Here is a 17,931-nt window from a genome sequence, read left to right on the forward strand (position 1 = left end):
GCCGATGGGCTCACGTTCTCGCGTGCGGCTCGTCGTGCTGCACGTCATGGTCATGTCGCTGCTGCTGTCGCTCGGCGGGCGGCTCTGGTACCTGCAGGTCATGAACGGCGCGCACTACCGCCGGGTGGCCGCCGACAACGGCATCCGCGACATCATCGTGCCGGCGCCGCGCGGGCAGATCCTCGACGACGCCGGCCGTCCGCTGGTGCGCAACCGCACGGCCCTGGTCGTCTCGGCCGACCGTACGGTCCTGCTGCGGCAGAAGGACGGCGGCAGGGCCGTGCTCCAACGGCTCGCCGGCGTGCTCGGAGTGCCGTACGCCCAGCTCGCCGCCAAGGTCCGCCTGTGCGGGCCGGGCGTCACCCGGCCCTGCTGGACCGGCTCCCCGTACCAGCCGATCCCGCTCGACGACAACGCCGACGCCCGCAAGGCACTGCAGATCCGCGAGCGCCAAGAGGACTTTCCCGGCATCAGCGCGCAGCTCCAGGCGGTCCGCGACTATCCCCGTACGGACGGGGCGGGCGCCGCGCAGGCCCTCGGATACCTCCAGCCGATCACCCAGGAGGAGCTGAACAAGCGCAAGGGCATCAAGGTCACCGGCTACAGCGGCGTCGACCTGATCGGCCGCGACGGCCTCGAGGCGATCTACGACGGCGACCTGCGCGGCGCGACGGGCGTACGCCGGGTGCTGGTCGACAGCCAGGGGCGGGTCACCGGCGTCGCGTCCGAAAAGCCGCCGGTGTCCGGCGGCAACCTCGTCACCAGCATCGACGCCAAGGTTCAGGGCGATGTCGAGGCCGCGCTCAAACACGCCATCGACGCCGCGCACAAACGCGGCGACCCCGCCGACTCAGGGGCCGCCGTGGTCATGGACGTGCGCACCGGACGGGTCATGGCGCTCGGCAGCTACCCGACCTACAACCCGGCGGTGTGGACCGGCGGCATCTCCCAGAGCGAGTACGACGGGCTGCTCAACAAGAGCAAGGGACAGCCGCTGATCTCCCGCGCCACTCAGGGCGAGTTCGCGCCGGGCTCGACGTTCAAGGTCTCCTCGCTGCCGGCGGCGATCCGTGACGGCTACCCGCTGCACGGCATCTACGGTTGCCCGTCGTCGTACATGGTGGGCGCGCGCGCGTTCAGCAACTTCGAGGGCGAGTCCGGCGGCGACATCACCCTGCACCAGGCGATCGTGATGTCCTGCGACACGATCTTCTACCGGTTCGCGTACGAGGAGTGGCTCCGCGACGGCGGCATGCACCCGGTGAAGAACCCCAAGGACCCGATGATCAAAATGGCCAAGGACTTCGGGTTCGGCAAGCGCACCGGCATCGACCTGGTCGGCGAGTCCCCGGGGCGCATCCCCAGCCGGCAGTGGAAGACGGACTACTGGGACGCCACCAAGGCCTCCGACTGCAAGCACGGCAAGACCGGCTATCCCGACGTCGCCAAGACCGACCCGGCGCGCGCGGCGTACCTCAAGCAGATGGCCGCGGAGAACTGCGTCGACGGCTACGTCTTCCGCGCCGGCGACGCGGCCAACTTCTCGGTCGGCCAGGGCGACGTGCTGGTCACACCGCTGCAGCTCGCCCGCGCGTACGCCGCGGTGGCCAACGGCGGCACGCTGTGGAGCCCGCGCGTCGGCAAGGCGGTGCTGGCGCCCAACGGCACGATCGCCCGCCGCATCGATCCGGTGAAGGCCGGCACGCTGCCGATCTCGCAGAAGGTGCTGGCGTACATGAGGAGCGCGTTCGCCGACGTGCCCAAGTCCGGTACGGCGGCCGGGGCGTTCGGCGGGTTCCCGCTCGACAAGCTGCCCGTCGCCGGCAAGACCGGCACCGCGGAGGTCTGGGGCAAGAAGGACAACTCCTGGTTCGCCTCCTACGCCCCGGCCAACAACCCGCACTACGTCGTCGTGGTGATGGTCACCCAGACCGGCACCGGCGCGACCACGGCCGCGCCGGCCGTACGCGAGATCTGGGAGGACATGTACGGCCTGCGCAAGGGCAAGAAGGCCGACCTGCCCGACGGGAAGGTGCCCGACCGGCTCCCGGCGCTCGCCTCCGACGGCACGATCGTTCCACCGCCCGGTTTCGGCGAGCCGGAGGACAAGACGCCCGCGTCCGTTCCCGCCCCCCGCCGGAAGAAGCACAAATGATCGGCGGGTACGGCCGGCCGCTCGAAGGGCGCTCGTGGCTGAGCCGGCTGTCCGACTCGCCGTTGCGCCGGCTCGACTGGACGCTCCTCTGCGTCACGGCGATCCTGACCGCGATCGGCTCGGTGCTGGTGTTCTCCGCGACCCGCGGCGGCCTGAGCGAGGCGGGCGACGATCCGTACACCTACCTGAAGAAACACCTGTTCAACATCGCGATCGGGGTCATCCTCGGCGGCGTGACGGCGGCGCTGGACTACCGGCTGCTGCGGGCGTACGCGCCGATCGTGTACGCCGCCGCGTGCGTCGGCCTGGTCGTCGTGCTGACACCGCTGGGCGCGACGATCAACGGCTCGCACTCGTGGATCACGCTGGGCGGTGGGTTCCAGCTCCAGCCGTCGGAGTTCGCCAAGGTCGGCCTGGTGGTGCTGCTGGCGATGATCCTCGGCGAGCCGCGCGACGGCGAGGTGGGCCCGGGACGCCGCGACATCCTGCTGGCCCTGGCGCTGGCCGCCCTGCCCGCGGGCCTGGTGATGCTCCAACCGGACCTGGGCACGACCCTGGTGTTCGGCGCGGTCGTCATCGGCATGCTGGCGGTCTGCGGCGCGCCCAAGCGCTGGGTGCTGGGGCTGCTGGGCGGCGCCGTGACCGGGGCGTTCCTGGTGTGGTGGCTGCACCTGCTCAAGCCGTACCAGATCAACCGGTTCACGGCGTTCGCCGATCCGTCGAAGGACCCGCAGGGCGCGGGCTACAACGCCGAGCAGGCGCGCATCGCCGTCGGCTCGGGCGGGCTGCTCGGCAAGGGCCTGTTCCACGGCGAGCAGACGATCGGTCACTTCGTGCCGGAGCAGCACACGGACTTCATCTTCACGGTGGCGGGGGAGGAGCTCGGCTTCGTGGGCGCGGCGCTGATCACCGCGCTGCTGGGCGTGGTGCTGTGGCGGGGCCTGCGCATCGCGATGCAGGCGGCCGACCTGTTCGGCCTGCTGGTGGCCTCGGGCGTGGTGTGCTGGCTGGCCTTCCAGACGTTCGAGAACATCGGCATGACCGTCGGCATCATGCCGATCACCGGCCTGCCGCTGCCGTTCGTGTCGTACGGCGGCTCGGCGACGTTCGCCAACATGATCGCCGTCGGGCTCCTGGAGGCCGTGCACCTGCGCCACAACCCGTACGAGTGACCGGGATCCGTCAGAGGCAACGCCTATCGTGCGGATCGTGACGGAGATCCGGTACGTGCGGGGCGACGCCACGTGCCCCCAGGCCAAGGGCCCCAAGGTCATCGCGCACGTCTGCAACGACCGGGGCGGGTGGGGGAAGGGCTTCGTCGTGGCGGTGTCGCGGCGGTGGCCCGACCCGGAGAAGGCCTACCGGCGGTGGCGCCGCGGCCGCGCCGGCAACGACTTCGGGCTCGGCGCGGTCCAGCTCGTGCAGGTCCGCGCCGACACGTGGGTCGCCAACATGATCGGCCAGCACGGCACCAGGAGCGGCCGGAGCAGCGGGCCGCCGATCCGCTACGAGGCGCTGGACGAGTGCGTGCGCCGGCTGGCCGAACCGGCCGCCGCACTGGGGGCGAGCGTCCACATGCCCCGCATCGGCTGCGGCCTCGCCGGCGGACGCTGGGAGCGCGTCGAGCCTCTCATCGACACCCGCCTCGTCGCGGCCGGCGTCCCGGTGACCGTGTACGACCATGGTGACTTCGGGTGAACGGGTGGTCACTGGCGGATAGTAGGGGTTAAGTTACCCAATGTGACCGTAGCCATTGAGGCCGCCCCCCAGCGGCTCACGTATTTCGCCTGGCCGGAGCGATCCTACCCAAGTAGGATCGGCGCCATGGCGATGAAGAAGCTGTCCATCACCCTGCCCGCCGAACTCGCGGAGATGGTCAGGCGCCAGGCCGAGGAAGAAGGCACCTCGGTCTCCGCCGTCATCGCCGACGTACTCGACCATCGCGCCCGCCAGATCGCCGGCGAGGAGGCGGTGCGATGGTTCGAGGAGGAGGAAGGTCCGTTCACGCCCGAAGAACTGATCGAGGCCGAGCGGATGTGGCAGGACGCCGAGGCCCATCAGCGCAAGATGCGAAGGGCGGCGACCTGACGTGCTCCCCGTCACTCGTGCGGTGCTCGACAGCGGAGTCCTCATCGACGCCGAGTCCCGCGGCAAGATCGCCTGGTCGATCAAGCGGAGGGCGCGCGGCTCCCGTGCGCTGATCGTCACCACGCCCGTGCTCGCGCAGGTGTGGCGCAGCGGTCCCCGGCAGGCGGCGCTGTGCCGTTTCCTGAAGGGCTGCGTGCTCGACTCTCCCTCGGAGGCGATCGCCAAACGCGCCGGTGAACTGCTCGGGCGCACCGGCACCAGCGACGCCGTGGACGCCCTCGTCGTCGCCACCGCCATCGAGATGAAGGCCGCCACGATCTTCACCAGTGATCCGGACGATCTCGAAGCGCTCCTCGACGTGTCCGACGCCGTGGTCCCACCGTTGATCCAGAAGGTGTGATCCGGCCGGCCGCTCCCGCGTGGGAGTGGCCGGCCGTCGGTCAGGGGGCGGTCGTGACGACGATCTTTCCGACCTGTGTGCCGGACTCCATGTGCCGGTGGGCCGCGACGATGTCACCGAGGTCGAAGGTGCGGTCCACCACGGCGCGGAAGGCGTTCGCCCGCAGTCCGGAGGCCACGAACGCCTCCGCGCGGCGCAGGCGCTCCGGGTCCCTCGTCGTCTCGTGGACGGTGTAGGTGCGCATGTTCAGCGCGGGCATGCCGAGCGCGAACCCCGGGTACGGCGTGGTCTCGCCGCTGAGCGCCCCGTACTCCAGGAGCGTGCCGCCCGGGGCGACCACCCGGGCCAGGTCCAGCACGCCAGGGCCGGCGACGGCGTCGAAGACGAACTCCACGCCCCGGCCCCCGGTCAGCGCCCGTACCCGCTCGACCACGTCCTCCGCCCCGGTGACGATCACCTCGGCCGCGCCCTCACGAAGCAGCGCGTCCTTCTTGGCGTCGGTGCGGGTCAGGGCGATCGGCACGGCACCCATGCGGCGTGCGACGTGGATGGCGGCCAGCCCCACGCTGCTGGACGCGGCGTTCAGGGCGACGGTGTCCCCGGCCCGCATGCCGCCGACCTCGACCAGCGCGCCGTAGGCCGTCAGGTACGGCATCCACACCGCCGCGCCCGCGACCGCGTCCACGCCGTCGGGGCGGGGCAGCACCGCGGCGGCCGGCACGATCGCGCGCTCGGCGTAGACGCCGTAGTCGTTCTGGGAGAAGGCGGGTATGACGCTGACCGGCTGCCCCGCCGCCACCCCGGTGACGCCCTCGCCGGTCGCCTCGACCACGCCGGCGGCCTCGGTGCCCAGCCTGGCCGGAAACCGTCGCACCGGCTCGATGTAGTGGCCGCTGCGGAACAGCGCCTCGGCCCGGTTCAGGCCGATCGCCTCCACGCGTACGAGCACCTCGCCGGGGCCGGGCTCGCCGACCGGCACATCCTCCAGTCGCAGCACCTCGGGCCCGCCGAGCTCGTGGAACAGCACCGTTCCGGCCATCGCACACCATCCGTTCCGTCGGAAGCCGATGATCGATTCCACGGCAAAGTACGACGGATGTCAAATTAGAGAATCCTCGTACAAGACTTGCTCTGTTCCTCGTCGTCATGTCCGGGTCCACGCCCCGGCGGCGGTAGGCTCGGAACTTGATTCCCACCCTGTTTCCCGGAGGCTTCCGCCATGTCCGTCGAGTCGCTGTTTCCCCGCCTGGAGCCGCTGCTCCCCGCGGTGCAAAAGCCGATTCAGTACGTCGGCGGTGAGCTGAACTCCTCGGTCAAGGACTGGGACGAGGCGCAGGTCCGGTGGGCGCTGATGTACCCGGACGCGTACGAGGTGGGGCAGCCGAACCAAGGCGTCCAGATCCTTTACGAAATCCTGAACGAGCGCGAGGGCGTGCTCGCCGAACGCACCTACAGCGTGTGGCCCGACCTCGAGGCGCTGATGCGCGAGCACGGCATCCCGCAGTTCACCGTGGACGCCCACCGCCCCGTCGGCGCGTTCGACGTGTTCGGGATCAGCTTCTCCACCGAGCTCGGCTACACCAACATGCTGACCGCGCTCGACCTCGCCGGGATCCCGCTGCACGCCGCGGACCGTACCGACGACCACCCGATCGTGCTCGCGGGCGGGCACGCGGCCTTCAACCCCGAGCCGATCGCCGACTTCCTCGACGCGGCCGTGCTCGGCGACGGCGAGGAGATCGTGCTCGCGATCACCGAGGTGATCCGCGAGTGGAAGGACGAGGGCCGTCCCGGTGGCCGCGACGAGCTGCTGATGCGGCTGGCGCGCTCCGGCGGCGTGTACGTCCCACGGTTCTACGACGTCACGTACCTGCCGGACGGCCGGATCCAGCGGGTCGCGCCCAACCGGCCCGGCGTGCCGTGGCGGGTGGCCAAGCACACGGTCATGGACCTCGACCAGTGGCCGTACCCGAAGAAGCCGCTGGTGCCTCTCGCCGAGACCGTGCACGAGCGCTTCAGCGTGGAGATCTTCCGCGGCTGCACGCGGGGCTGCCGCTTCTGCCAGGCCGGCATGATCACCCGCCCCGTACGAGAGCGGTCGATCACGACGATCGGCTCGATGGTCGAGACGGGGCTGAAGGAGTCCGGCTTCCAGGAGGTCGGGCTGCTCAGCCTGTCCAGCGCCGACCATTCGGAGATCGGCGACATCGCCAAGGGCCTGGCCGACCGGTACGAGGGCACCAACACCTCGCTGTCCCTGCCGTCCACGCGGGTCGACGCGTTCAACATCACGCTGGCCAACGAGTTCTCCCGCGGCGGACGCCGCTCGGGCCTCACGTTCGCGCCCGAGGGCGGCTCGGAGCGCATGCGCAAGGTCATCAACAAGATGGTCTCCGAAGACGACCTCATCCGCACCGTGACCACGGCGTACGAGAACGGCTGGCGGCAGGTCAAGCTCTACTTCATGTGCGGCCTGCCGACCGAGGAGGACGAGGACGTCCTCGCCATCGCCGACATGGCCAGGCGCGTCATCCGCGCAGGCCGCGAGGCGACCGGGCGCCGCGACATCCGCTGCACCGTCTCGATCGGCGGGTTCGTGCCCAAGCCGCACACGCCGTTCCAATGGGCCGCCCAGTGCGACCACGAGACGGTCGACCGGCGCCTGCGCGCGCTGAAGGACACCCTGCGGCGCGACAAGGAGTACGGCCGCGCCATCGGCCTGCGGTACCACGACGGCGAGCCGTCCATCATCGAGGGCCTGCTGTCCCGCGGCGACCGCCGGGTCGGCAAGGTCATCCAGGCCGTCTGGGAGGACGGGGGCCGCTTCGACGGCTGGAGCGAGTTCTTCAGCTTCGCCCGCTGGCAGTCCTGCGCCGAGAAGGCCCTGGAGGGCGTCGACCTGGACTGGTACACCGTCCGCGAGCGCGACGAGGTCGAAGTCCTGCCCTGGGACCATCTGGACGCCGGCCTGGACCGCGAATGGCTGTGGCAGGACTGGCAGGACGCGATCGACGAGACCGAGGTCGAAGACTGCCGGTGGACCCCGTGCTACGACTGCGGCGTCTGCCCGACGATGGACACGGAAATCCAGATCGGCCCAACGGGCAAGAAACTCCTCCCGCTGACCGTCGTCTGATCCCCGGGTCCCACCGGCGGCACGGCGTGCCGGTGGTGAGACCAGGGCGGTCCTGATGTGGCCGCCGCCCGCTGGACCTCGACCTGAGTTGTCTTTCCCCGGCCGGCTTTACCTGGACTCGATCTGAGGGATGTGCGGGGCTGTGGTGGCGGCATCGGTTCGATCGCCGTGTGGGCAGGGCCGGTGCCCTTAGGCCGACGTGGACGCCGAGGGACTCGCCGAAGTCCACGCCGCTCAGTTCCGGCACCGGGCGGTGGTCGATGAGGCGGTCGGCGGACCGCGCGCCTGCGGGCGGTCGCGGTGGCGATCGGGAATCGTGGCAGGCGGAGCGTCGCGGTGGTAGCCGGCCCGACCGGGGATCGGATGGAGGGCGAGCGCAACGTCGTCGCAGGCGGGCGGCCCGTTCGTGGTGCGGCCCACCCGTGGTGCGGCCCACCCGTGGTGCGGCCCACCCGTGGTGCGGCCCACCCGCCCTGGGGGCTCCAGCCCACTTTCATTGTCCAGCCCCCTGGTCCGCCGGCGGAAGGCCGTCCAAGGGGCTGTGGATAACCAGACTGTCCGCGCGTGGTCGGCGGAGACCTGCTCCGGAAAAGCAGGCAGCCCTGTGAGGATGTCTCCGCGACGAGCGGAGAGTCTCACAGGGCTTGTCGCCGGACGGCCGGAGCGGGCGGCCTTCGGGCGGCGACGGGAGTCGGTGGGATCCGGGGCGTCAGCACGGGTTCGTGCGGTTCGACCGCCGGATCAGGCCGGGCTCAGCCCGTACGCGGGATCGAGCGAGTGCTCGGCGCGCCGGGGCTGGGCTGGAGGCTCAGCCCGTAAGCGGGGCCGGGCGGGTGCTCGGTCCGTGCGCGGGGCTGGGCTGGGACCTCAGTCCGTACGCGGGATCCGGGCGGATGCTCGGTCCGCGCGTCGGGCTGGGCCGGGGGCTCAGCCCGCGGACGGGGTCGCGCAGGGGTCGACCCGGTCGGCGGTGCGGCGCAGCAGGCCCGCGAGGTGCACGCGGGCGGTCTGCCGGACCTGGGCCGTCGCCTCGTGGCGCGCGGTCGGCCGGTAGGGCACGCGGGGTGCCTCCGGGCGCGAGTCGAGCAGGTGCTGCCGCGCCTGACGGCGAGCGGACTCGAACGCGATCATCTGCAGCGGTTCCATTTGCCCTCTCTAGGTCTCTTTATCGATTCAGAACCAGGCATGAGCCTACGTCCATGTCGCTTCTGAATCAATTCAGAATTAGGGTTTCCGATGTGGAACGCGTCACCCTGCAGACGATCGCCGACCGGGTCGGCGTCTCACGTACGACCGTGTCGAACGCCTTCTCCCGGCCTGACCAGCTCAAACAGGAGCTACGGCAGCGGATCATGGAAGTCGCCGAGGAGCTCGACTACCCGGGGCCGAACCCCGCCGCCCGTACGCTCCGCCGCGGACGCGCCGGGGTGATCGGGGTCGTCTTCACCGAGACGCTGTCGTACGCCTTCGCCGACTCCTACGCCGTCGGCTTCCTGCGCGGGCTCGCCCGCGTGGCCGAGCAGTCCGGCACCGGGTTGCATCTGATCGGCTGGCCCTCGCCCGGCGTCGCGGAGGAGGTGATCGGCGACGCCGTCGTCGACGGCTTCTGCCTCTTCTCGCCGGAGGCCCACCCTTTGGTGGAGACCGTCCTGCGCCGCAGGCTTCCCGTCGTCACGGTCGACCATCCGTACGTCCCCGGCGTGCCGTTCGTCGGCATCGAGGACCGCGCCGCGGCGAGCGAGGCGGCGACCTGCCTGCTCGAACTCGGGCACCGGCACATCGCGATCATCGCGGCGCAGCCGATGGCGGCCCAGGTCCCCGGCCGTGGTCACGAGCAGGCCTGGCTCGACATCGACCTCGCCGCCGCCCACCGGTTCGGCGCGGGCCGCGCCCGGGTGGCCGGCTACCACGACGCGTGTCTGAAAGCCGGTCTGAGCTGGTCCGAAATCCCGATTCACCCCACCACGAACGACCGGGAGATCGCGCGCCGGGCGGCCGCGCGGATCCTCGACCTGGACCCGCGGCCGACGGCCGTGATCGCGGCCACCGACGAGATCGCCTTCGGGGTGATGGACGTCGCGGCCCAGCGGGGCATCGGCATCCCCGATGAGCTGTCCGTCGTCGGGTTCGACGATGTGCCCGCCGCCGAGCCGGCCGGGCTCACCACCGTCCGTCAGCCGATCACCGAGAAGGGCACCACGGCCGGGCGGCTGCTGCTCGAGCCGTCCCGCGACGATCCGGCGCCGTGCGTCCTGATGGAACACCGGCTGATCGTTCGCCGCACCACCGCGCCGCCCCCGCGGACGAAACGAAATTCGTGACGGCCGCGTCCTAGGTGAGTGAACAGCATGGACAGCCGTCCCCCGGGCTGCGTGACGATCCCCCTTCTGATCATCGTTCTGCCGTTTCGCCTCCTGTGGGAGGGGCTGCGCCTGATCGGGCGGTTCGTCCGCGCGTACGTGTTGCGCCCGCTCGGCTGGCTGCTCTACAACGGCCTCGTACGGCCCGTGGCGTGGATCCTGCGCGAACTCGTCTGGCGCCCGATCCGCTGGCTCGTGCTCGTCCTGCTGGTGCTGCCCCTGCGATGGGTGGGCCGGGTGCTCCTGCTGCCGCTGGGACGCGCGATCCTGCGGTACGTCCTGGTGCCGCTCCTGCGCGGCGTCGCCTGGCTCGCCACGCTCGCCGGCCGGCTCTTCATGTTCGTCGCGCGGCCCGTCGGCCGGGCGCTCGCCGCGCTGTGGCGCGCCGTGCTGTGGCCGGTTCTGGCTGCTTTCGGCCGACTGATCGCCTACACCTGGCGGCTCGCCGGCGTCATTCTCCACCACCTCCTCGTACGGCCCCTGAGGTTCCTGTGGCGGATGGTGCTCAGGCCGGTGCTGCGCGCCGTACGGCAGGTCTGGCGAGCCACGGTGGTACCGGCGGCCCGCTGGTTCCGCCACTATGTCCTGGAACCCGTACGCGCGGCCGGACGTTCGGTCTCCAGAGCGCTCGGCCTGGATGCACGGCGTCCGTGACCCCGTACTCTTAGAACAAAAGACTTTCGCACTGGCACGAGTAGGAAGGATCAAAACACTGGCACCCATGCCGGAGGGCCCGGCGCCGGCCCCCGTGATCCAGCGGCTTCGCGTGCGCTACGCCAAGCGCGGCAGGCTGCGGTTCACCAGCCACCGAGACATCTCCCGGGCCGTGGAACGCGCCATCCGGCGCGCCGGGATTCCGGTGGCGTTCAGCGCCGGATTCAGCCCGCATCCGAAGATCTCGTATTCGGGTGCGGCGGCAACTGGTGTGGCCAGTGAGGCGGAGTACCTCGAAATCGGGCTTGCCGCCACCTGTGACCCAGGTCGGCTGCGGGCCGATCTCGACGACGCGCTACCCGAGGGTCTGGACATCCTCGACGTCGTCGAGGCGCGCAACGGAGCTCTGGCGGACCGCCTGGAGGCATCGAGCTGGCTCGTACGTCTCGACGGGGTCACCCCGGAGACCGCCGGCGCCGCCGCGGCCGCCTTCCTGGCGGCCGATGAGATCGAGGTCGAACGCCTCACCAAGAAGGGCCGCCGGACCTTCGACGCCCGCGCCGCGGTCATCGCGTGCGAGCTCGACCGGCGTGCCACCGAGGGCGCGGATGCGCAGTGTGCCATACTTCGAATGGTTGTTCGGCACACGACACCCGCTGTTCGACCTGACGACGTCCTCACCGGACTTCGGCTTGTGGCCGACCTCGCGCCGCCGTCGCCTCCTTTGGTGACGCGGCTGGCGCAGGGACTGCTCGCCGATGACACCGGTGAGCTCACCGACCCGCTGGCCCCCGACCGGCAGACCGCACCGGCAGGCGATGTCGCCGCCGCGCACGCGGACGCCGTACGGATGGCGGAGCCGGACGCCGTCGGTGCCCAGCCGTAGGTGGTTTCCGTGCATCGCATGGACTCTCACCGAAAGCCGGGCGCACCCCTGATGACTTTGTCGGCACGACCCGAAGGGCCGAGCCGGCGCCAAGGAGAAACGGATCGCTCCTGTGCGGCGCACCCTCGCGGGTCGCGCCCGGGAGCTGACGGGAGAACGCCCGCATGCTTGACAACGAGATCGGTGACGCCGCAGGCGGCACTGAACACAACGGCAGTGAATCGAGTGGTGAGACCAAGCAGGTGAGCCGCCCGCGCCGGGCCAGCCGTCCGGCCGGACCGCCTCCTGAACCAGAGGAGAGCACGCCGTCCGCGCCCGCCGGCGAGGACCAGGCCGCCCCTGCCAAGGCCACATCCAAGACCACGCGCACCCGCCGGACCACGCGCAAGCCCGCGGCCGAGCCGGAGACCCCGGCCACGCCCGAGGCGCCGGTCAAGGCCGAGGCACCGGTCAAGGCCGAAGCGCCGGTCAAGGCCACGGTGAAGGCCGAGTCCGCCGAGCCGCCGGCCGCCTCCGGCGCGCCGAAGACCTCGGAGGTCCCCGACGCGGCGTTCCAGCCGCCGATGGTCGTCTTCCAGCCGCCGGCCCTGCCCGCCGAAGAGGCCCCGCCGCGCCGGCCCAAGGCCGAGAGTCAGCCCAAGCCCAAGGCCGAGGGCAAGCCCAAGGCCGAGTCCAAGCCCAAGGCCGAGCCCAAGCAGGAGGCGCCGAAGGCCGACGAGGCCGACGACCAGGCCGATGACGACGAGGGCACCGACAAGGGCGGACGCCGCCGGCGTCGCCGCGGCGGCCGCGGTCGCGGCAAGGCACGCGACGGCCAGGACACCGAGGACACCAAGGACACCGACGAGGACGCCCAGCAGGCCGACGAGGAGTCCGACGACGAGGACGAGGACCGCGAGGACGCCGGCTCCTCCTCGAGCCGCCGGCGTCGCCGCCGCCGTCGCCGTACGGGCGGGGGCGAGGGCGACGACGTCGCGGGCGACGACCCGCCCAACACCGTCGTGCACGTCCGTGAGCCCCGCGCCGTCGAGGACGAGGTGCAGGCGGTCAAGGGCTCCACGCGCCTGGAGGCCAAGAAGCAGCGCCGCCGCGAGGGACGCGAGCAGGGCCGTCGCCGGCCGCCGATCGTCACCGAGTCGGAGTTCCTGGCCCGCCGTGAGTCGGTCGAGCGCGTCATGGTGATCCGCTCGGAGGGCGACCGTACGCAGATCGGCATCCTCGAGGACAACGTGCTGGTCGAGCACTACGTCGACCGGTCGAGCCACCAGTCCTACGTCGGCAACGTCTACCTCGGCAAGGTGCAGAACGTCCTGCCGTCGATGGAGGCGGCGTTCGTCGACATCGGCAAGGGCCGCAACGCCGTGCTGTACGCCGGCGAGGTCAACTGGGACCTGGCCGGGCTGGAGGGCCAGCCGCGCCGCATCGAGTCGGCGCTGAAGTCCGGCCAGTCGGTCCTCGTCCAGGTCACCAAGGACCCGCTCGGCCACAAGGGCGCGCGGCTGACCAGCCAGATCTCGCTTCCGGGCCGCTACCTCGTGTACGTCCCGGACGGCTCGATGACCGGCATCAGCCGCAAGCTGCCCGACAAGGAGCGCACGCGCCTCAAGCAGATCCTCAAGAAGGTCATGCCCGAGAACGCCGGCGTGATCGTGCGCACCGCCGCCGAGGGCGCGGCCGAGGAGGAGCTGGCCCGCGACGTCTCCCGCCTGTCCGCGCAGTGGGAGAACATCAAGCGGCAGTCCAAGACGGCGAACGCCCCGGCCATGCTGTACGGCGAGCCGGACCTGACCATCCGTGTCGTGCGCGACATCTTCAACGAGGACTTCAGCAAGCTCGTCGTCCAGGGCGAGGACGCCTGGGACATGGTCAAGGAGTACGTCGGCTACGTCGCGCCGCACCTGGCCGACCGGCTCGAGCTCTGGTCCGACGGTGAGGACGTCTTCTCCGGCTACCGGGTGGACGAGCAGATCGCCAAGGCGATGGAGCGCAAGGTGTGGCTGCCCAGCGGTGGCTCGCTGGTCATCGACCGTACCGAGGCCATGACGGTCGTCGACGTCAACACCGGGAAGTTCACCGGGCAGGGCGGCAACCTCGAAGAGACCGTCACCCGCAACAACCTCGAGGCCGCCGAGGAGATCGTCCATCAGCTCCGGCTGCGTGACATCGGCGGCATCATCGTCATCGACTTCATCGACATGGTCCTGGAGAGCAACCGCGACCTGGTGTTGCGCCGGATGCTCGAGTGCCTGTCGCGTGACCGCACCAAGCACCAGGTCGCCGAGGTGACCTCGCTCGGGCTCGTCCAGATGACCCGTAAGCGCGTCGGCGGCGGCCTGCTGGAGTCCTTCTCCGAGCCGTGTGAGTGCTGCAACGGCCGCGGGATCCACGTGACACTGTCGCCGGTCGAGCCGAAGGCCGACAAGTCCGGCGGGTCGAGCCGTCGCCGCAAGCGCAAGGGCGACATCGAGAAGGCCGTCGAGGACAAGATGGCCCAGGCCGAGCGCGCCAAGGAGCCCGCCAAGGCGGACGCCAAGGAGCCTGCCACGGCGGACACCGGGGACAACGGCCACGGCGCCGCCGAGCCCGCCCCCGCGGCCGCGGACCACGGCGGCCCGGCCGACCATGCCGAGGTGAGCGACGCCGAGCCGACCGCGAACGGGCGCCGCCGGCGTACCCGCCGGTCGCCGCGGGCCAAGTCCGAGGCGGCGGCCGACTGACCTGCCCGGGTGTGGACGGCGCGTCCGCGCCGGTCCACGGCCCGGAAAGGCGTCCGGTTCGACCTCAGGGCTCCCGATCCGGTATCCTGAGGGCCCGGCGCTCTCGCGTCGTTGTTAGCGCGCCTGAGGCCCCTCGCCCGATGGGGCACAGGCAGCAGCTTCCGAAATGAGCTTCAGTTCGGTAAGTCGTGCCCGAGGCACGCAAAGGAAAGGTTCCGCGGTGTACGCGATCGTCCGTTGCGGCGGCAGGCAGGAGAAGGTGGCCGTCGACGACGTGCTCGCCGTCGACAAGCTGTCCGGTGAGGTCGGCTCCACGGTGACGCTGCCAGCAGTGCTCGTCGTCGACGGCGACAACGTCGTCAGCGCGCCTGCCGATGTGGCCAAGTACGAGGTCACCGCCGAGATCCTCGGGGCCACCAAGGGTCCGAAGATCAACATCATGCACTACCGGAACAAGACCGGGTACAAGCGGCGCATGGGTCACCGTCAGCCGTACACCCAGGTCAAGGTGACCGGTATCAAGGCCGGAAAGTAGGTCGCAGACATGGCACACAAGAAGGGCGCCTCGTCCAGCCGTAACGGCCGTGACTCCAACGCGCAGCGGCTCGGAGTGAAGCGGTTCGGCGGCCAGGTCGTCAACGCCGGCGAGATCATCGTCCGCCAGCGCGGCACGCACTTCCACCCGGGTCCGGGTGTGGGTCGTGGCAGCGACGACACGCTGTTCGCGCTCGTCGCGGGCGCGGTGGAGTTCGGCCGCTACCGCGGCCGTCGCGCCGTCAGCATCGTCCCCCCGGCGGAATAGGTCCGCCGGAGCGACACGACTTCGAGACAAGGGCGGGCCGATCGATCGGCCCGCCCTTGTCGTGTTTTACGACAGGAAGAAGGAACCATGCCGGATCGTGCCGTTTCCCCCGCGACGGGGGAGCACGACGGCCACCGAGACGATCACGCCCCCGTCCGAGGCCGCGCCCCGGGTGGCAAGGGCGCGCAGTTCGTCGACCGGGTGACGCTGCATCTGCAGGCCGGCAACGGCGGGAACGGCTGCGCCTCGGTGCACCGGGAGAAGTTCAAGCCGCTCGGCGGCCCGGACGGCGGCAACGGCGGGCGCGGCGGCGACATCACGTTCGAGGTCGACCCGAACGCCGCCAGCCTGCTCGAATACCACAAGCGCCCGCACCGCAAGGCGAACGGCGGCAAGCAGGGGCAGGGGTCGCACAAGAACGGCGCCAACGGCGCCGACCTCCTGCTGGCCGTGCCGAACGGCACGGTCGTCAAGACGCCGGACGGCGAGATCCTCGCCGACCTGACCGGCGCCGGCACGCGGTTCGTCGCCGCCCAGGGCGGGCACGGCGGGCTGGGCAACGCCGCGCTCGCCACCTCGCGGCGCAAGGCGCCCGGCTTCGCGCTGCTCGGCGAGCCCGGTGACGAGCTCGACGTCGTCCTGGAGCTGAAGACCGTCGCCGACGTCGCGCTCGTCGGCTTCCCGAGCGCGGGCAAGTCGTCGCTGATCGCGGCCATGTCCGCGGCCAAGCCCAAGATCGCCGACTATCCCTTCACCACGCTCGTGCCCAACCTCGGCGTGGTCAGCGCCGGGGAGTCCGTGTTCACGGTCGCCGACGTGCCCGGCCTCATCGAGGGGGCCAGTCAGGGCAAGGGCCTGGGCCTGGAGTTCCTGCGGCACATCGAGCGCGCCTCGACGCTGGTGCACGTGCTCGACTGCGCGACCCTGGAGCCGGGCCGCGACCCGATCTCCGACTTCGAGGTCATCGAGGCCGAGCTGGAGGCCTACAACGCCCTCGGCGACCGGCCGCTGGCCGACCGGCCCCGCGTCATCGTGCTCAACAAGGTCGACGTTCCCGAGGCCCGTGAGCTCGCCGACCTCGTACGCCCCGAGTTCGAGCAGCGCGGCCTGCGCGTGTTCGAGATCTCGGCCGCCACGCACGAGGGCCTGCGCGAGCTGGGCTTCGCGATGGCCGAGATGGTGAGAGCCCACCGCGCCGCGCAGCCGCCCGAAGAACCGACCCGGCTGGTCATCCGGCCGGAGCCGGTCGGCGGCCCGGAGTTCGAGATCCGCCGCCTCGGCGACGGCAGCTTCCTGATCACCGGGGAGAAGCCGCGCCGCTGGCTCCGGCAGACCGACTTCTCCAACGACGAGGCCGTCGGCTATCTGGCCGACCGGCTGGCCCGGCTCGGCGTCGAGGAGCGGCTGGCCGAGGCCGGGGCCGAACCCGGCGCGACCGTGCTCATCGGCACCGAGGACGACTCGATCGTCTTCGACTGGGAGCCGGAGGTGCTCGCCGGATCCGAGCAGGGGCTGGGTCGCCGGGGCACCGACACCAGGCTGGAGGGCCGATGACGCGCCGGAGGCGGACGAGCTGATGCGTACCGCCATCGCGAGCGCCCGCCGCGTGGTGGTGAAGGCGGGTTCCTCCTCGCTCACCACGCCCGACGGCGCGATCGACGCCGCCCGCATTGACGCGCTCGTCGACGCCCTGGCCGGCTGGCGGACCCCGGACGGCGGCAGGGGCCGCGAGGTGGTGTTCGTGTCCTCGGGCGCGATCGCCGCCGGGATGAGCCCGCTCGGCCTGCCGGTGCGCCCGCGTGACCTGGCCATCCAGCAGGCGGCGGCGAGCGTGGGCCAGGGCCTGCTCATCGCCCGCTACGCGTCGTCGTTCGCGCGGTACGGCCTGGGCGTCGGGCAGGTGCTGCTCACCGCGGACGACATGATGCGGCGCTCGCACCACCGCAACGCCCGGCGCACGCTCGAACAGCTCCTGGCCTTCGGCGTCGTGCCGATCGTCAACGAGAACGACACGGTCGCGACGGACGAGATCCGCTTCGGCGACAACGACCGGCTCGCCGCCCTCGTCGCCCACCTGGTCCGCGCGGACGCGCTGATCCTGCTCTCCGACGTCGACGCGCTCTACACCGGTGACCCGCGGCTGCCGGGCTCCCGCCGCATCGAGCACGTCCGCGGGCCGGCGGACCTCGACGGCGTACGCCTCGGCGCCTCCGGGCGGGTCGGCACCGGCGGCATGGTGACCAAGGTGGAGGCCGCGCGGATCGCGGGCGTGCCGGTCGTGCTGACCGACGCCGCCTCGGTCCAACAGGCGCTGGCCGGTGAGGACGCCGGCACCTACTTCCACCCGCCGGTGACCCGGCCCTCGGCACGGCGGCAGTGGCTGGCGCACGCCACGACCGGACAGGGGCGGCTGCGGCTCGACCCGGGCGCGGTCGAGGCCGTCCTACGCCGCGGCAAGTCGCTGCTGCCCGCCGGGATCACCGGCGTCGAGGGCGACTTCAGCGCCGGCGACCCGGTGGACCTGTGCGACGAGCAGGGCGGCCTGATCGCCCGCGGGCTGGTCAACTACGACGCTGGGGAGATCCCCGACCTCATGGGCCGCTCGACGCGCTGGCTGGCGCGCGAGCTCGGCCCGGAGTACGAACGCGAGATCATCCACCGGGACGACCTCGTCGTCCTGGCGAATCCGGAGACCCCGTCGCGGTCGGCGGCGGGGTAGGAGGGGACAGAAAC

16 protein-coding genes are annotated in these 17,931 nt (G+C 71.3%); 14 read left to right on the top strand and 2 right to left on the bottom strand.

From position 1 onward, the window contains the following. The first annotated feature begins 4 nt into the window (after positions 1-4). From mrdA to QSK37_RS29650, 5 genes are read left to right on the top strand one after another with little or no spacing between them, the layout of a single operon-like run. The gene (gene mrdA, locus QSK37_RS29630; protein WP_285627627.1) at positions 5-2,155 is read left to right on the top strand and encodes a penicillin-binding protein 2; all 2,151 of its coding nucleotides are present in this window, start codon (positions 5-7) and stop codon (positions 2,153-2,155) included. Next, the gene (gene rodA, locus QSK37_RS29635; protein WP_285627630.1) at positions 2,152-3,327 is read left to right on the top strand and encodes a rod shape-determining protein RodA; all 1,176 of its coding nucleotides are present in this window, start codon (positions 2,152-2,154) and stop codon (positions 3,325-3,327) included. Before mrdA ends, rodA begins: the two co-directional genes overlap by 4 nt. Before the next feature lie 37 nt (positions 3,328-3,364). Beyond that, entirely contained in the window at positions 3,365-3,853 is a 489-nt protein-coding gene (locus QSK37_RS29640) for a macro domain-containing protein (RefSeq protein WP_285627633.1), read from the top strand. Positions 3,854-3,895: 42 nt separating this feature from the next. Next, complete coding sequence (locus QSK37_RS29645) at positions 3,896-4,243, top strand: hypothetical protein (protein ID WP_285627636.1); 348 nt, start codon at positions 3,896-3,898, stop codon at positions 4,241-4,243. Between the two features lie 22 nt (positions 4,244-4,265). Beyond that, on the top strand, positions 4,266-4,643 hold the full coding sequence (locus QSK37_RS29650) for a type II toxin-antitoxin system VapC family toxin (protein ID WP_285627639.1): 378 nt from the start codon (positions 4,266-4,268) through the stop codon (positions 4,641-4,643). A 40-nt stretch (positions 4,644-4,683) separates the two neighbouring features. Here QSK37_RS29650 and QSK37_RS29655 read toward each other — a convergent pair whose 3' ends face one another. Next, positions 4,684-5,682, bottom strand: a complete 999-nt coding sequence (locus QSK37_RS29655) for a zinc-dependent alcohol dehydrogenase family protein (protein WP_285627642.1) — start codon at positions 5,680-5,682, stop codon at positions 4,684-4,686. Positions 5,683-5,862: 180 nt separating this feature from the next. On the opposite strand from QSK37_RS29655, the gene QSK37_RS29660 reads away from it, so the two are divergent. Beyond that, positions 5,863-7,779 carry a TIGR03960 family B12-binding radical SAM protein gene (locus tag QSK37_RS29660; protein ID WP_285585036.1) on the top strand — a complete coding sequence of 639 codons (1,917 nt, stop codon included), beginning with the start codon at positions 5,863-5,865 and terminating at the stop codon, positions 7,777-7,779. A gap of 927 nt (positions 7,780-8,706) precedes the next feature. On the opposite strand, the gene QSK37_RS29665 is transcribed toward QSK37_RS29660, so the two are convergent. Next, on the bottom strand, positions 8,707-8,925 hold the full coding sequence (locus tag QSK37_RS29665; protein WP_285627645.1) for a hypothetical protein: 219 nt from the start codon (positions 8,923-8,925) through the stop codon (positions 8,707-8,709). Positions 8,926-9,017: 92 nt separating this feature from the next. Between QSK37_RS29665 and QSK37_RS29670 the strand changes: the two genes are divergently transcribed. From QSK37_RS29670 to proB, 8 genes are all read left to right on the top strand, one after another. Further along, entirely contained in the window at positions 9,018-10,100 is a 1,083-nt protein-coding gene (locus tag QSK37_RS29670) for a LacI family DNA-binding transcriptional regulator (RefSeq protein WP_285627647.1), read from the top strand. 27 nt (positions 10,101-10,127) lie between these two features. Beyond that, positions 10,128-10,793 (top strand): hypothetical protein, encoded by a 666-nt coding sequence (locus QSK37_RS29675; RefSeq protein ID WP_285627650.1) that lies wholly within the window; start codon positions 10,128-10,130, stop codon positions 10,791-10,793. A 67-nt stretch (positions 10,794-10,860) separates the two neighbouring features. Then, positions 10,861-11,679, top strand: a complete 819-nt coding sequence (locus tag QSK37_RS29680) for a TIGR03936 family radical SAM-associated protein (RefSeq protein WP_285627652.1) — start codon at positions 10,861-10,863, stop codon at positions 11,677-11,679. A gap of 164 nt (positions 11,680-11,843) precedes the next feature. Continuing rightward, positions 11,844-14,396 (top strand): Rne/Rng family ribonuclease, encoded by a 2,553-nt coding sequence (locus tag QSK37_RS29685; RefSeq protein WP_285627654.1) that lies wholly within the window; start codon positions 11,844-11,846, stop codon positions 14,394-14,396. Positions 14,397-14,616: 220 nt separating this feature from the next. After that, positions 14,617-14,931, top strand: coding sequence for a 50S ribosomal protein L21 (gene rplU, locus QSK37_RS29690; protein ID WP_285585043.1), 315 nt, complete (start codon positions 14,617-14,619; stop codon positions 14,929-14,931). A 9-nt stretch (positions 14,932-14,940) separates the two neighbouring features. Continuing rightward, positions 14,941-15,198 (top strand): 50S ribosomal protein L27, encoded by a 258-nt coding sequence (gene rpmA, locus QSK37_RS29695; RefSeq protein ID WP_285585044.1) that lies wholly within the window; start codon positions 14,941-14,943, stop codon positions 15,196-15,198. 87 nt (positions 15,199-15,285) lie between these two features. Then, positions 15,286-16,752: a GTPase ObgE gene (gene obgE, locus QSK37_RS29700; protein ID WP_285627657.1), complete on the top strand. Its 1,467-nt coding sequence runs from the start codon at positions 15,286-15,288 to the stop codon at positions 16,750-16,752. A gap of 22 nt (positions 16,753-16,774) precedes the next feature. Next, positions 16,775-17,917 (top strand): glutamate 5-kinase, encoded by a 1,143-nt coding sequence (proB, locus tag QSK37_RS29705; RefSeq protein WP_285627660.1) that lies wholly within the window; start codon positions 16,775-16,777, stop codon positions 17,915-17,917. The last annotated feature ends 14 nt before the right edge of the window (positions 17,918-17,931 follow it).

Source organism: Actinoallomurus iriomotensis, assembly GCF_030269445.1.
Taxonomy (GTDB): Bacteria; Actinomycetota; Actinomycetes; order Streptosporangiales; family Streptosporangiaceae; genus Actinoallomurus; species Actinoallomurus iriomotensis.